This is a genomic window from Pseudomonas sp. 9.2(2024) (assembly GCF_039695385.1).
Classification (GTDB): domain Bacteria; phylum Pseudomonadota; class Gammaproteobacteria; order Pseudomonadales; family Pseudomonadaceae; genus Aquipseudomonas; species Aquipseudomonas paraglycinae.
Genome location: NZ_CP155585.1, coordinates 887,178 through 900,427, shown reverse-complemented (window position 1 = coordinate 900,427; position 13,250 = coordinate 887,178). Strand labels below are relative to the sequence as shown.

Annotated in this window: 14 protein-coding genes; 7 read left to right on the top strand and 7 right to left on the bottom strand. The window is 61.1% G+C overall.

All coding sequences use genetic code 11. The features are described from left to right. Window positions 1–103: 103 nt before the first annotated feature. Window positions 104–2,179 carry an AsmA family protein gene (locus ABFB52_RS03965; RefSeq protein ID WP_129973468.1) on the bottom strand — a complete coding sequence of 692 codons (2,076 nt, stop codon included), beginning with the start codon at window positions 2,177–2,179 and terminating at the stop codon, window positions 104–106. A 382-nt stretch (window positions 2,180–2,561) separates the two neighbouring features. Between ABFB52_RS03965 and ABFB52_RS03960 the strand changes: the two genes are divergently transcribed. The 7 genes from ABFB52_RS03960 (at window position 2,562) to ABFB52_RS03930 (ending at window position 7,795) form a co-directional block, all read left to right on the top strand. After that, window positions 2,562–3,068, top strand: coding sequence for a hypothetical protein (locus ABFB52_RS03960; RefSeq protein WP_102688377.1), 507 nt, complete (start codon window positions 2,562–2,564; stop codon window positions 3,066–3,068). 174 nt (window positions 3,069–3,242) lie between these two features. Continuing rightward, window positions 3,243–3,875: a TetR family transcriptional regulator gene (locus ABFB52_RS03955; protein WP_007950628.1), complete on the top strand. Its 633-nt coding sequence runs from the start codon at window positions 3,243–3,245 to the stop codon at window positions 3,873–3,875. Between the two features lie 204 nt (window positions 3,876–4,079). Next, entirely contained in the window at window positions 4,080–4,580 is a 501-nt protein-coding gene (gene ureE, locus ABFB52_RS03950; RefSeq protein ID WP_129973467.1) for an urease accessory protein UreE, read from the top strand. Further along, window positions 4,577–5,251, top strand: coding sequence for an urease accessory protein UreF (locus tag ABFB52_RS03945; protein WP_129973466.1), 675 nt, complete (start codon window positions 4,577–4,579; stop codon window positions 5,249–5,251). The genes ureE and ABFB52_RS03945 overlap by 4 nt, the downstream gene beginning before the upstream one ends. Window positions 5,252–5,273: 22 nt before the next feature. Continuing rightward, complete coding sequence (gene ureG, locus ABFB52_RS03940; RefSeq protein WP_007950645.1) at window positions 5,274–5,888, top strand: urease accessory protein UreG; 615 nt, start codon at window positions 5,274–5,276, stop codon at window positions 5,886–5,888. A 27-nt stretch (window positions 5,889–5,915) separates the two neighbouring features. Further along, window positions 5,916–6,488, top strand: a complete 573-nt coding sequence (locus tag ABFB52_RS03935) for a HupE/UreJ family protein (protein WP_064379124.1) — start codon at window positions 5,916–5,918, stop codon at window positions 6,486–6,488. A gap of 179 nt (window positions 6,489–6,667) precedes the next feature. Beyond that, complete coding sequence (locus ABFB52_RS03930; protein ID WP_129973465.1) at window positions 6,668–7,795, top strand: AGE family epimerase/isomerase; 1,128 nt, start codon at window positions 6,668–6,670, stop codon at window positions 7,793–7,795. A 30-nt stretch (window positions 7,796–7,825) separates the two neighbouring features. Here the strand turns inward: ABFB52_RS03930 and ABFB52_RS03925 are convergent, their stop codons facing one another. The 6 genes from ABFB52_RS03925 to livM all read right to left on the bottom strand — a co-directional run bounded on the left by ABFB52_RS03925 (window position 7,826) and on the right by livM (window position 13,248). Beyond that, the gene (locus ABFB52_RS03925) at window positions 7,826–8,731 is read right to left on the bottom strand and encodes a cation diffusion facilitator family transporter (protein WP_129973464.1); all 906 of its coding nucleotides are present in this window, start codon (window positions 8,729–8,731) and stop codon (window positions 7,826–7,828) included. 129 nt (window positions 8,732–8,860) lie between these two features. After that, a complete protein-coding gene (locus ABFB52_RS03920; RefSeq protein WP_129973463.1) occupies window positions 8,861–9,625 on the bottom strand; it encodes an SDR family oxidoreductase in 765 nt (254 codons plus the stop codon). Between the two features lie 110 nt (window positions 9,626–9,735). Beyond that, complete coding sequence (locus ABFB52_RS03915) at window positions 9,736–10,170, bottom strand: hypothetical protein (RefSeq protein ID WP_178082626.1); 435 nt, start codon at window positions 10,168–10,170, stop codon at window positions 9,736–9,738. A gap of 194 nt (window positions 10,171–10,364) precedes the next feature. After that, window positions 10,365–11,081, bottom strand: coding sequence for an ABC transporter ATP-binding protein (locus ABFB52_RS03910; protein WP_102716973.1), 717 nt, complete (start codon window positions 11,079–11,081; stop codon window positions 10,365–10,367). Beyond that, window positions 11,078–11,950, bottom strand: coding sequence for an ATP-binding cassette domain-containing protein (locus ABFB52_RS03905; RefSeq protein ID WP_007950657.1), 873 nt, complete (start codon window positions 11,948–11,950; stop codon window positions 11,078–11,080). The genes ABFB52_RS03910 and ABFB52_RS03905 overlap by 4 nt, the downstream gene beginning before the upstream one ends. Continuing rightward, a complete protein-coding gene (livM, locus tag ABFB52_RS03900) occupies window positions 11,947–13,248 on the bottom strand; it encodes a high-affinity branched-chain amino acid ABC transporter permease LivM (RefSeq protein WP_129973462.1) in 1,302 nt (433 codons plus the stop codon). Before livM ends, ABFB52_RS03905 begins: the two co-directional genes overlap by 4 nt. Window positions 13,249–13,250: the final 2 nt, after the last annotated feature.

The window sequence follows — 13,250 nt, the reverse complement described above, 5'->3', positions numbered from 1 at the left end:
GAATGCATCCCGGGACGCTCAGCGTCCCAAGAGCGGACGCAGAGCGTCCATGGCGACGTTCCCACGCAGACGGTTCGACGTGGGAACGATCGGGTTGCTGCAATTACTTGGTAGGTTTGACAGTCACCGGCGCCTTGCCCGCCTTCATCTGCTCCAGCAGCGGCGCGCACTGGTTAGGCTCGCCACCACTCGGCGCCACCAGCGCCAGCAACCCTGCCGCCGGCGCAGCGATCACGCCCAAGGCCACCATCCCCGCCCCGCGCAACATCAGCGGCACCGCTTTCACCCCGGCATCCGGCTTGATGAACTTGCCCCGTACATACAACGGCGAGCGCAGGGAAATCAAACGCCAGCCCTTGGATTCCGGCGTCACCGTCAGATCCAGTTGCTCGGTGGCCATGTTCGCTGTGCCGTCGATGTAGATAATTGCGTTCTCGGTATCGAACACAAACAGTCTTGTCGTCGCCAGACCGGTCTTGATATCGAAGTCCGCCGCCGCGCAATTGATCTTCACTTCCTTGTCGCCAAAGATCTTGCCGACCACGTAGTTGCCGACGTTGAGCCCGGCCAGCTCCATCAACTCGCGACTGATCGCGCCGTCGTTGATCAGCATCTTCAGGTTGCCGTTGGCACCGCCCAAAAGTTTGGCCACCGAGTTGCCGCGACCGGCGATATCGGCATCACCGTTGAGCTCGCCGAAACTGGTCTTCATCGGTTCGAAGGTCGGGAACAGCTGTTTGAGCTTGAACTTGCGCGCGGTCAATTTGGCCCGGCCCTCCAGCGGTTCGGTGCGACCGTTGAGGCGAATCTGCGCATCGAGGTTGCCACCGGCCACGCCGAAGCGCAGCGGCTCCAGACTCAGCTCGCCGTCGTTGAGTTTGAGGTGGGTATAGAGGTCGGTGAACGGCAGTTCTTCGCTGTGGACGATGCGTTTGCCGGTGAATTCGACGTCGGCGTCCATGTCGCGCCAGCGCTCGGTCTTGAACTCTTCCACCGGCAACACCTTGTCCGCCGGCTGCTTGCTCTCGCCGCCACGGGCCTTCTGCTTGGCATTGGAATCGGCACCGATCAGCGGCGCGAGGTCGGCAAACAACAATTGATTAGACAGCAGCGCGCCACTCAGCTTGGGCCGTGGCTGACTGGCGACGTAGGCCAGATCGCCATGGATGTCGCTGCTGCCGATCTTGCCGTTGAACTGTTCATAGCGGAACTGCGCCCCGCCCGGCTCATGCAGCTTGGCGATCAAATGGCCGTCGGTGGCATAAGGCGGGGTATCCGGCAGGGTTACGCCGGTCAGCGGATACAGGTTGCCGAGGCTGGCGCCGGCCAGTTTCAGGCGCAGATCGAGGGCGCCGAGGTTCAGCGGATCGGTCAGGGTGCCGGCGAGTTCGACGCTGGTATCGCCGATCTTCGCCTGGGCCTGCAACGGGAACGGTTTGCTCGCGTCCTGCAGAGCCAGCAAGCCACCGATCTTGCCCTGGCCGGCGAGTTTCTGGCCGTGATACTGGCCGGTGACTTTCAGGCCGAAGGCGTAATCCTGCGGTGCGCCAACTTTGTCCTGTGCGGTTTTCGCGGCTTTGTCACCAACGATGTCGCTGAACGGAATCGGCTTGCCCAGCGGATCGATCAGCAGGTCGAGGTTGGTCTTGAGGGTCTGGTCATCCAGGGTGACGTGGCCCTTGTCGAAGCCGATGGCGCCGATGTCGACCACCCAGTTCGAGGGCTCGGCATTCGGGTCCTTGGGATCGAACTTGAAGGTCCAGTTGGCGCGGCCGTCGGCCAAACGCTGCAGTTGCGCGTTGGGTTCGGTCAGGTCGATGCGCGGGATCGCGACCCGTTGCGCCAGCAAGGCCAGTGGCGAAATGCGCAGCTCGACCCGTTTGAGGGTGACCATCTGCGGTTGCTTCGACCAGTCGGGATTGCCCAGCGTCAGGTCTTCGGCAACCACATGCGGCCACGGCACCCAGGCGCGCCAGCCGCCCTCGTCGAGCTCACGCCGCCAGACCACCGACAGGTTGCCGTTGATGGCGAACGGTCGATGCAGTTCTTCCGAGACTTTGGCGTTGAGCGGCGGTTTGATGCGGTTCCAGTCGAAGAACACGATGATCAATACCAGCACTGCCAGTAACAGCACGAGGGTGGCGAAGGTCCAGGCGAAGATTTTACGCGTGCGCGTCATTGCACAAAGCTCCTGAAGACGACTGCATCCATTGGCACGACGCAGCTGAAACGACGGGCCGTGATGGCCCTCATGAAATCTGTGACTGACAAACAGCCCGCAGGTTTAATCCAAAGCCCCAGCGAGGGGAAAAAACGGTCGCCATTCTGACCGATCGGTCGAATTGGCGTTACCGGACCCGCACTTTTGCGGGGCGCGAGTGGGTGGAAAATACCCACCGCAGTGCAAAACCGCCCGCCTGAAACGCCCGAGCTAGAGCCTCTCAAGCGAACAATCAATTCTGTTGATTATTACCATTGTGTTTATGAACTTTTATATCGACTTATCGAGAGTAGCATTGCCCTCGTACCCACTTTATCGCCCTCCCAAGGAGCAACCCATCATGAAACGCCAACTTCTGTTCAGTCTTACCCTCTCGATGCTGGCCAGCACCGCTTTCGCCCTGCCAGCTGCCGATCAAGCGACTCCGCAAGTCAAAACCAGCCACTCGGTGTTCAGCCAGACTGTTGCCGCTGATGGCTCGGACCGCACTCCACAAGGCCAGACCCTGGCTGAAAACGGTCGTAACCGTCTGGAAGAAAAAGGTCTGGTTCAAGATGGCTATGACAAAACCCCACAAGGTCAAACCGTAGCTGAAGGCGGCCGTGATCGTCTGGAACAGAAAGGTCTGGTTCAAGACGGTTCGGACCGCACTCCACAAGGTCAAACCCTGGCATCTGACGGTTCTGAACGCACCCCACAAGGCCAAACCCTGGCATCTGACGGTTCCGATCGCACTCCACAGGGCCAAACCCTGGCAGCCGACGGTTCCGATCGCACCCCACAAGGTCAAACGCTGGCCGAAGGTGGTGGTGACCGTGTGATCGAACGCAACAGCGCTTTGAGCTAAGCCCATGGCGGCCTGGAAAAAAAGCCCAATCCCCGGATTGGGCTTTTGACTTTTCAGCAGCCTGTATAAAGAAGTCGCGATTTCCCTGCTCCATCTCCCCCGCTGCCGTTCGACGCCGACAAAGCCGATTTGCTAGAGTGCGGCGCTTGTCTTGCCTAAGAACACACCCTTGCGATGCTGCCCCGCGCCGAACAGAAACAACAGACCCGCAACGCCCTGATGGACGCTGCCCGCCACTTGATGGAAAGCGGCCGAGGATTCGGCAGCCTGAGCCTGCGTGAAGTGACGAAAACCGCCGGCATCGTGCCCACCGGTTTCTACCGGCATTTCGCCGACATGGACGAACTCGGCCTGGTACTGGTCAGCGAAGTCGGCCAGACCTTCCGCGAAACCATCCGCCTGGTACGCCACAACGAATTCGTCATGGGCGGCATCATCGATGCGTCGGTGCGGATTTTCCTCGACGTGGTCAGCGCCAACCGTTCGCAATTCCTGTTTCTGGCCCGCGAGCAGTACGGTGGATCGTTGCCGGTGCGTCAGGCCATTGGCCGTTTGCGGGAGGACATCAGCTCCGACCTGGCGGCGGATCTGGCCTTGATGCCCAAGCTCCAGCACCTCAATCGCGAAGGCCTGAGCGTAATGGCCGACCTGATTGTCAAATCGGTGTTCGCCACCCTGCCGGACATCATCGACCCGCCCGCCGAAGCCCTGCCCGAGCATCTGACGCCCCAGGCGAAGATCACCCAGCAGTTGCGCTTCATCTTTATCGGGTTGAAGCACTGGCAAGGGCTCGGCAGTACCGAGTGAGAAAGCAAAAAATCGCAGCCTGGAGCTGCGATTTTTTTTGCGCTGCAAATTGGTGCATGAAAAAAACTTCATGCACCAAAACACCCCGCAATCCTGCAACATCTTGAAACATCCACTAGGCTCCGACAGGGTTTTCCTACGCTTCGTCCGATTGGCAAGCCCCTTGCTCTAGCCTGAGCATTGTCCATTGCTGGAAGCTTTCCGATGCTGGTGATTCATCGCAGAATCGAGCCCCACCCCGTCTGGGCCGCCGAGTTGCACCTGACCTTTGAAGCCAGGAGCAAAAGCCGCTTGCGCTGTTTCAGTGCCGAAGGCGAGGACGTCGGACTGTTTCTGGAGCGCGGTCAACCGCCGCTATATGACGGCGAATGCCTGCAAGCCGAAGATGGCCGGATCGTCCGAGTCTGCGCCCGCCCCGAACAATTGCTGCACGTCACCTGCGCCAACGCCTTTGAACTGACCCGTGCGGCCTATCACCTGGGCAACCGCCATGTGGCGCTGCAAGTCGGTGACGGCTGGTTGCGACTGCTCGACGATTACGTGCTCAAGGCGATGCTCGAACAGCTCGGCGCCGCCGTGGAATCGATCGAAGCGCCGTTCCAGCCGGAACACGGCGCCTACGGGGGCGGCCATCATCATTCGCGGCACGGTGACGAAGACTTCAACTACGCGCCGAAACTCCATCAGTTCGGCGTCCGTCTGTGAACCCGGCCTGGGCGCTGCTGCGCCTGGCCAGTCCGCAATTGCCGATTGGCGGCTACAGCTATTCCCAGGGCCTGGAAATGGCGGTGGATAACGGTCGCGTCGACAGCCCGGACAGCGCCCGCCGCTGGATCAGCGATCAATTGCTGCTCAACCTAGCGCGGTTCGAGGCGCCCATGTTGCTTGCCCATTGCCAAGCCGCAGCGGATGAAAACTGGGATGAATTGCGCAAGCTCTGCGAAAGCCATCGCGCCAGCCGCGAAACCCGCGAGCTGCATCTAGAGAGCCGGCAGATGGGCTATTCGTTGCAGCAATTGCTCAACGGCCTGCCCGAACTCGATCAGCCCGCGCGGGATTTTCTCGAACAATGCGCCGAGCCGCATCTGGCCCTGTGCTGGGCACTGGCCGCGCGCGCCTGGCAGATCAGCCCGCAGGACGCCCTCGCCGCGTGGCTGTGGAGCTGGCTGGAAAACCAGCTCGCGGTGCTGATGAAAACCTTGCCGCTGGGCCAGCAAGCCGCCCAGCGCCTGACCAGCGAACTGCTGCCGCTGCTGCAACAGGCGCAGCAGGATGCCACCCGAATCAATCCCGAACACCTCGGCAGCGCCGCGTTCGGTCTGTCCCTGGCGTGCATGGCCCATGAGCGCCAGTACAGCCGCCTGTTCCGTTCCTAGGGCCTTTTATCTGGAGAATCACATGAACACACAACCCCTGCGCGTCGGCATCGGCGGCCCGGTCGGTTCCGGGAAAACCGCGTTGACCCTGGCCCTGTGCCTGGCGCTGCGCGAACGCTACAACCTGGCCGTAGTCACCAACGACATCTACACCCGCGAAGACGCCGACTTTCTGGTGCGCAACGAAGCGCTGGCGCCAGAACGCATCATCGGCGTGGAAACCGGCGGCTGCCCGCACACCGCGATCCGCGAAGACGCTTCGATCAACCTCGAAGCGGTGGATCAACTGAACCGGCGTTTTCCGGGGCTGGACCTGATTCTGGTGGAGTCCGGCGGCGACAACCTGTCCGCGACCTTTAGCCCGGAACTGTCCGACCTGACCATCTACGTGATCGACGTTTCCGCCGGCGACAAGCTGCCGCGCAAGGGCGGGCCCGGCATTTGCAAATCCGACCTGCTGGTAATCAACAAGATCGACCTCGCGCCGCTGGTCGGCGCCTCGCTGGAGATGATGAACAGCGACACCCAACGCATGCGCAACGGCAAGCCGTTCGTGTTCAGCAACCAGAAAACCGGTCAGGGCCTGGAAGACATCATTGCCTTCATCGAACGCCAGGGCCTGCTGACCGCAGCCTGATTCACTGATCAACAAGGAAGCTTATCCATGACACTCAAACGCATTCTCGGCGCCGTCGCGCTGCTGCTGACTCCGGCCCTGGCCTTCGCCCACCCTGGCCACGGCGACTCTGGCCTGGTGGCCGGCATCAGCCACCCGATCGGCGGTCTCGACCATTTGCTGGCGATGGTGGCCGTCGGTCTGTGGGCGGCGCAGCAGCAAGGCGCCGCACGCTGGGCGCTGCCGTGCACCTTCGTTGGAACCATGCTGATCGGCGGCCTGCTCGGTTTTGAAGGGCTGGAATTGCCGGCGCTGGAAAGCGGGATTGCCGCCTCGGTGCTGGCGCTGGGTCTGGCGGTGGCGCTGGCGGTGCGTCCGCCGCTGGTAATGGCAGTGGCGGCGACGGCGCTGTTTGCGCTGTTCCACGGCGTGGCCCACGGCCTCGAGTTGCCGGACATGTCGAGCCCTTGGGCGTATGCCGCCGGTTTCGTGGTCGCAACGGCTGCGCTGCATGCGGCGGGTTATGCGGTCGTGCGTTTTCTGCCTCAGGCTGCTGCGCCGCTGGTCCGACTGGCCGGAGCGGCTTCGGCGGTGACGGGCGCGTGGTTGCTGGCTGGCTGATTTTTATCGCCTGATCCGGCCTCATCGCCAGCAGGCTGGCTCCACAGGATTGTGTACGCTGCAAATCCATTGTGGGAGCCAGCCTGCTGGCGATAGCGGCCTGACAGACACCGCGTCTCTAAGGCCGGTCTCTCTGCTACCATGTCGCGCAATCGCCCCTGCCGTGACGACGTCCGCCCATGCCCCACGCTTCCCGCTCCACCTCCCTGCCTGAATTGACCACCCTGTTCGGTGAAGTGCAACAGCACTTTCTGAACGTGATCGTGCCCCTCTGGCAAGGACCGGGCTGGAACGCCGACATGGCGTTGCCTTACGAGGCGCTGGACGCCGCACATCAACCGCTGCCACCGCAGCGTTACCGAGCCATGGCCTGCGCACGGCAGCTGTACCTGTTTTCCAGCCTGATCGGGGTTGTGGATAACGCCGAAGCAAGGGCGGCCGCGCTGTTCCGTTCCCTGCAACGGCACTTCCACGATGCCGAGCACGGCGGCTGGTTCTACAGCATCGATCCGCAGGGTAAACCGCTGGATCAGCGCAAGGATCTCTACACCCACGCCTTCATCCTGTTCGCCTGCGCTCACTACTGGGAAAAGTCCCGCGAGCCCTTGGTCGAATCGACCCTCAACGCCGCACTGGAAGTGATCGGCCGACGATTCGCAACGGGTGACGGCCTCTACGAAGCCTGCCTCGACCGCGACTGGGTCACGCTGGAAACCGGCCCGTTGCAAAACCCGCTGATGCACCTGGCCGAAGCCTTCCTGGCCACGTTGGCCGTGCGCGAAGATCCCCAGACCCGGCAGGCGCTGAGCGAGTTATGCACAGCCATGCACAGGTGCTTCATCGAACCGCAACAAGGCGTGTTGATGGAAAAGCCGCTGGGGGCTGTGGATAACTGGTTTGAACCGGGGCATCAGTTCGAATGGTATTTCCTGCTCGAATCCTCACCGCTGTTGCGCGGGTCGAAGCTGCACGCGGCACTGGATCGTGCGTTTGCCTTCACCGAACAACAGGGCGTAGAAGCCGACACCGGTGCGGTGCTGGCCATGCTCGATCCGCAAGGACACGGGAAGGATTCGACCCAGCGCATCTGGGCACAGGCCGAATACCTGCGCGCCCTGACCTTGCGTCCGGGCAGTGAAAGCGCGGTGCTGCGCCAGTTGCAGGCGCTGCAACAGCGCTTCCTGCATGCCGGCGGCTGGCACGAATGCCGTGACGATCAGGGCGAGGTCAGCCGCAAGGACATGCCGTCGACCACGCCGTATCACCTGGCGACCTGCTATCGCGGCCTCGCCGACTATCTGAGCTGACGTCGTGGCGAGCCCGCGCGCTCGCACAAGTCAGGCAATCCACTTCCTGTCGCCAGTGAAGCTGATGGTCAGCCAGCGCGCCGCGTCCGGCTTGCCCAGCTTCGCGGAAATCTCCTCGCGCATCTCATCCAGCTGGCCGACGCTCTGCAGCCGGTAATCCGCCGGCAACACCACATGAATTTCGATGAACCGCGCCCGCCCGTGCTTCTGCACGTAGGACACGTAGTCGTCGAAACCATGCTCGACCTTGGCCGCATCCATCACCTGGCGCACCTGATCGTCCAGCGTGTCCGGCGCAATACCGAGCACGTCCCGCAGCGCCGGGCCGAGAATCTTGAAGGCCGGCGGCAGCATGGTCAGGGCCAGCACGATCAGGATCAGCGGGTCGACGAACTTCGCCCACTCGCCATAACCCTGGGACTTGAGCAGCAGCGCCGCGAGGAAACTGATCAGCAGGCCCACCGACAGCATCGCGTCCACCAGCCAGCTGATGTTGTCGAACTGGATGAGGCTCGACTTGAGCTTGCGATTGCGGTGACGCACGTAGAAGAAGTAGGCGAACTCGACAACGGTGAACACCGCCGCGTAGATGATCACCAGCCCCAGCTCGATTTCACGACCGCCGTTGATGATGCCGAACACACCGTTGAGAAACGCGTAGATCGCGATCAGCAACAGAAAACTGCCCTCGATCAACAGCACCATCGGCTCCAGATGCCAGAAACCGAACTGGAAACGCTGGTTACTTTGCTTGGCGATCAGCTTCGCGGTGATCAGCATCAGGACTTTGATGAACGTTGCAATCAACGAAAAAAAGCCATCGAACAGGATGGACTGGGAACCCGAAACAAAACCGGTGGCGATCCCGGCGATCGACACGGCGAACATCAGGATGGTCGATTGTTTGAGCAGCGACTGCTCACCTCGGTTACTCACTTTGACTCCTCGAAAACCTTGAAAACCGCAGGGTGCGGTGGGGTCCTTGAGGAGTGAGTCTACCTTACTGCCAGAATTTGGCCGATTTGCCCTCTTCGCCAGCAGACTGGCAAAGAGGGCAAAACCGTATCAAGCCTTGTTACGCTCGATGGCAAAACCGGCCCAGGTCTGGCTCACCGGCATCAGCTCCAGGCTGTTGATGTTGATGTGCGCCGGCGCATTCAGTACCCAGAAGATCGTCTCGGCGATGTCCTGCGGCTGGATCGGATCGGCACCGGCGTAGGTCGCGTCGTAACGCGCCTGATCACCGGCGAAACGCACCAGCGAGAACTCGCTCTCGCACAGGCCCGGCTCGATGTTGCTGACACGCACGCCGGTGCCCTGCAAGTCGCAACGCAGGTTCAGCGAGAACTGCTTCACGAACGCCTTGGTCGCGCCGTAAACGTGGCTGCCCGGGTACGGGTAGTTACCGGCGATGGAACCGAGGTTGATGATGCCGGCGCCACGACCGTGGGCGATCAGCCGAGGCAGCAACAGGCGAGTGCTGTACATCAGGCCTTTGACGTTGGTGTCGACCATGGTGTCCCAATCGTCGAGGTCGCACTTCGGTGCAGGGTCCACGCCCAGCGCCAGGCCGGCGTTGTTGATCAGGCCGCGCAGCTTGGCGAACGATGGCGGCAGGTTGGCAATCGCCTCCTCCATCGCCTTGCGATCACGCACGTCCAGCACCAGGCCATGCACTTCGGTCTGATTCGACAGCTCGGCGCACAGCGCGTTGAGGCGTTCTTCACGACGACCGGTTAGCACCAGTTTCCAGCCGGCCTCGGCAAAACGACGGGCACAGGCTTCACCAAAACCGGAGGTCGCGCCGGTGATAAACAGGGTGTTGGACATCGTGTTCTCCTTGCTTCGGCCGCCGGGGCAGCCATTGGAATAGAAAATCAGCGGGCAGCATGCCCGGCCCTGCTTTAACCGGCAACCACCGAATCCTGCTCATTAATTGATCAACGGCCGCTACGCCATATGCGCCGTGGCCTGTAGCCATGTGCACGCACGTTATCCACAAGCCCTTCCACAGTTTCCGGGGGCAAGTGGAAAAGCGCAAAGCCGCGCCACACAAGGCTTTGCGAGCGATTTGCAAAGTTTTTTGCTTGACCCTGAACAACCAGTTGTGCCGGGCAGGGCATTTTGCACGACCGACCGGTCATGGCCATGATTGCGCGAGGCCAGCAATTACGGCCCTTAGCCGAGTCTTTCCAGAGTTTAGTCACAGACTTATCCACAGGATTGACCACAGCCATCCGTGCTGTTTTGTCCTCCCATAAAAAGGTTGACAAACAGGTCTGCCCACCATCAAAAACACACTGCTCAAAAAACAACCACAGCGCTGAAAGCCACGTATTCAAAGGCTTCCAGCCAGCTACACCCACGTTATTCACAGCCAGCTCCACAGCAAACGGGGACAAGTCAAAACTGTGGAAAAACAGCCATTTGCAGCGGCTTTATGTCGCGCTTTGGCAGGTTGGCGATTTTGTTTTCCACAATTTCCCGAAAGTCGTGGTTTCCAGTGAACGAGCAGACGCAAAAAAGCCCCGACACTCACGCATCGGGGCTTGTGGACAACTTCAAACGATCAGTGACCGCCGAGGTAAGCGTTACGCACCTCCTCGTTCACCAGCAATTCCTGGCCGGTGCCCGTCAGGCGGATCTCGCCGTTGACCATCACGTACGCCCGGTCGGACAGTTTCAACGCATGGTTGGCGTTCTGCTCGACGAGGAAAATGGTCATGCCGGTTTTCGCCAGTTCCCGCAGGGTGGCGAAGATCTGTTTCACCACGATCGGCGCCAGCCCCAGGCTTGGCTCATCCAGCAGCAACAGCTTGGGCCGGCTCATCAGCGCCCGGGCGATGGCGAGCATTTGCTGCTCGCCTCCGGACATGGTCATCGCCCGCTGCGTGCGGCGCTCTTCGAGCCGCGGGAACAGCTCGAACATGCGCTGCATGTCTTCCTTGGCGTACTTGTCGCCGATCGGAATGGTGCCCATCAGCAGGTTTTCCTCGACGGTCATGTCGGGGAACACCCGCCGCCCTTCCGGCGATTGCGCAATGCCGTTGGAAGCGATGTAGTGAGATGACTTGTGGGTAATGTCCACGCCCTGATAGAGGATCTGCCCGCCCGCCGCCCGTGGCTGGCCGAAGATCGACATCAGCAGGGTGGATTTGCCGGCCCCGTTGGAGCCGATCAGGCTGACGGTTTCCCCTTCGTTGATCTGCAGTGAAACGCCTTTGAGGGCCTGGATCGGGCCGTAGAACACGTCCAGATCCTTGAGTTCGAGGATGGGTTGCGTCATACGACTTCCTCTTCGTCGGCGCCCAGGTAGGCAGCGATCACTTTCGGATCGTTTCGAATGGCATCCGGACCGCCCTCGGCGATGACGATGCCGTGGTCCAGCACCACGATGTGATCGGAAATGCTCATTACCATGCCCATGTCGTGTTCGATCAGCACCACGGTCAGATCGTGCTCGTCGCGCAGCAGCCGGATCATCGCGCTCAGCGCTTCGGTTTCCTGAGGGTTGAGGCCGGCGGCCGGTTCGTCGAGGCAGATGATCTGCGGCCGCGTGCACATGGCCCGGGCGATCTCCAGACGGCGTTGCTGGCCGTAGGAAAGCTCACCGGCCAGACGGTTGGCGCAGTCCACCAGATCCACCACTTCCAGCCAGTAGAACGCGCAGTCCAGCGCATCACTTTCGGCCTTGCGATAGCCCTTGGTGTTGAGGATGCCGGCCAGCATGTTGCGGTTGACCCACATGTGCTGGGCCACCAGCAGGTTTTCCAGCACCGACATTTCCTTGAACAGTCGAATGTTCTGGAACGTCCGGGCCAGGCCCGCGCGGTTCACCAGGTGGGTGCCGCCGAACATCTTGTAATACAGACGGCTGGCGAAGTTTTTCGGCGAGACGAAGTCGGTCGGCTTGAACGACTCGCCCAGCAGCTGGATGACGTTGGTCTGCTGGCCGCGCACGTTGAGTTCGATCTTGCCGCCGGAAGCCTTGTAGAACCCGGTCAGGCAGTTGAACACCGTGGTCTTGCCGGCGCCGTTGGGGCCGATCAGGGCGAAGATCGAGTTGCGCTTGACCTTCAGGCTGACATCGCTCAAGGCCTTGATGCCACCGAAGTGCATCATCAGTTTTTCAACAGAGAGTACGACTTCACTCATGGCGCAGTCCTCTCATAGTGAATGGCACCTTTGCGTGGAGTGACCCCGGTGCGGCTGATGCGGATCAGCCCGCGAGGTCGCCAGATCATCATCAACACCATCAGGATCCCGAACAGCAGCACGCGGTATTCGGCGAAGCCGCGCAGCAGTTCCGGAGCGACGGTCAGCACGAACGCTGCGATCACCACACCGATGGTCGAGCCCATACCGCCGAGTACCACGATGGCGAGGATCAATGCCGATTCGAAGAAGGTGAACGAGGTCGGGTTGACGAAACCTTGATAGGTGGCGAAGAACACACCCGCCAGACCTGCCGTGGACGCACCGATGGTGAACGCCGAGAGCTTGACCAGCACGTGGTTGAGGCCCATCGAGCGGCAGGCGATTTCGTCTTCACGCAGGGCTTCCCAGGCGCGGCCGACCGGCATCTTCACCAGACGATGCTTGATGTACAGCACGGCCAGCACCACCAGGAACAGCACCGCATAGATGAAGTAATACTTCACGTCCGGGTTGTAGGCGATGCCAAAGAACTCGTGAAACGGTACCCCGCCATCCTTCGCCCGCTTGCCGAACTCCAGACCGAAGAAGGTCGGCAGTGGCGCCGGCATGCCGTTCGGGCCGCCGGTCAGGGACAGCCAGTTGTTGAGCACCAGACGAATGATTTCACCGAAGCCCAGGGTCACGATCGCCAGGTAGTCGCCGTGCAGGCGCAGCACCGGGAAACCGAGGATGCAACCGGCAAGGCCAGCAGTGATCGCCGCCAGCGGCAGCACGGTCCAGAAGCCCAGGCCGAGGTACTGATAACCGAGCGCCAGACCGTAGGCACCGATGGCGTAGAACGCCACGTAACCCAGGTCGAGCAGGCCGGCCAGACCGACCACGATGTTCAGGCCCAGACCCAGCAGCACGTAGATCAGTCCGAGGATGACCACGCCCAGCAGGTAGGAGTTGGAGAAGAACGGCAACGCCACGGCGATGGCAATCATCAGCGGGATGATCCAGCGCAGGCGCGATTTGTAGTCCGGGGCCAGCACGTGCACGCCGGAACCGGTACTCTCGAATCCGTCGAGAATGCGCAGGCCCTTCGGGGTTTGCAGGAACAGACTGAGGGCAAAACGGCCGGCCATGACGATGGCAATGATCCACGCCACGCGGGTCGGTTCGAGGTTGAAGCTGTAGCCGTCGAGTACCACGCCGACAATCGGCCCGAACACGATCAGGGCGATCAGACCGGCGAGAATCCCCTCAACCAGGCTTTTTTTGACATCGATGGATTTTGTAGTGGTTGAAGACATCG

What these genes read in the sequence shown, in the direction of transcription:
- ABFB52_RS03965 (WP_129973468.1), bottom strand. Translation starts at nt 2,179, where the DNA reads ATGACGCGCACGCGTAAAATCTTCGCCTGGACCTTCGCCACCCTCGTG.
- ABFB52_RS03960 (WP_102688377.1), top strand. Translation starts at nt 2,562, where the DNA reads ATGAAACGCCAACTTCTGTTCAGTCTTACCCTCTCGATGCTGGCCAGC.
- ABFB52_RS03955 (WP_007950628.1), top strand. Translation starts at nt 3,243, where the DNA reads ATGCTGCCCCGCGCCGAACAGAAACAACAGACCCGCAACGCCCTGATG.
- ureE (WP_129973467.1), top strand. Translation starts at nt 4,080, where the DNA reads ATGCTGGTGATTCATCGCAGAATCGAGCCCCACCCCGTCTGGGCCGCC.
- ureG (WP_007950645.1), top strand. Translation starts at nt 5,274, where the DNA reads ATGAACACACAACCCCTGCGCGTCGGCATCGGCGGCCCGGTCGGTTCC.
- ABFB52_RS03935 (WP_064379124.1), top strand. Translation starts at nt 5,916, where the DNA reads ATGACACTCAAACGCATTCTCGGCGCCGTCGCGCTGCTGCTGACTCCG.
- ABFB52_RS03930 (WP_129973465.1), top strand. Translation starts at nt 6,668, where the DNA reads ATGCCCCACGCTTCCCGCTCCACCTCCCTGCCTGAATTGACCACCCTG.
- ABFB52_RS03920 (WP_129973463.1), bottom strand. Translation starts at nt 9,625, where the DNA reads ATGTCCAACACCCTGTTTATCACCGGCGCGACCTCCGGTTTTGGTGAA.
- ABFB52_RS03910 (WP_102716973.1), bottom strand. Translation starts at nt 11,081, where the DNA reads ATGACGCAACCCATCCTCGAACTCAAGGATCTGGACGTGTTCTACGGC.
- ABFB52_RS03905 (WP_007950657.1), bottom strand. Translation starts at nt 11,950, where the DNA reads ATGAGTGAAGTCGTACTCTCTGTTGAAAAACTGATGATGCACTTCGGT.
- livM (WP_129973462.1), bottom strand. Translation starts at nt 13,248, where the DNA reads ATGTCTTCAACCACTACAAAATCCATCGATGTCAAAAAAAGCCTGGTT.